This window comes from Pseudomonas sp. 05T35, assembly GCF_056396605.1.
This window is the reverse complement of sequence record NZ_JBFTLU010000954.1, coordinates 1-485: the sequence shown is the minus strand read 5'-3', so window position 1 is coordinate 485 and position 485 is coordinate 1. Positions and strand designations below refer to the sequence as shown.

General features: G+C 67.6%; 1 protein-coding gene. It reads right to left on the bottom strand.

The window, feature by feature from the left end; translation table 11 throughout:
- Window positions 1–430: biotin/lipoyl-containing protein (locus tag AC1DH9_RS30880; RefSeq protein WP_477809552.1), on the bottom strand; the 430-nt coding region annotated here is incomplete at its 3' end.
- Between the last annotated feature and the right edge of the window lie 55 nt (window positions 431–485).

Genomic DNA, 485 nt, shown 5'->3' with positions numbered 1-485 from the left:
CCTTGTCGGATTCCAGGGTGATCAGCGACTGGTCGGCGGCAACGGTGTCGCCAGCCTTGACCAGTACTTCGATGATCTTGGCCTTGCCTGCCGAACCGATGTCCGGGACGTGGATGTCCTGAACGCTGTCGGCAACCGGTGCAGCCGGAGCCGCAGCGGCTGGCGCCGGAGCAGCGGCAGCAGGCGCAGCAGCCTGGGCTGGAGCGGCAGCAGCAGGGGCCGCAGCACCMGCCACTTCCAGATCCAGAATCAGATCGCCCGTGCCGACTTCGTCGTTGAGCTTGACGCAACCGATGTCCGGGACGTGGATGTCCTGAACGCTGTCGGCAACCGGTGCAGCCGGAGCCGCAGCGGCTGGCGCCGGAGCAGCGGCAGCAGGCGCAGCAGCCTGGGCTGGAGCGGCAGCAGCAGGGGCCGCAGCACCCGCCACTTCCAGATCCAGAATCAGATCGCCCGTGCCGACTTCGTCGTTGAGCTTGACGCTG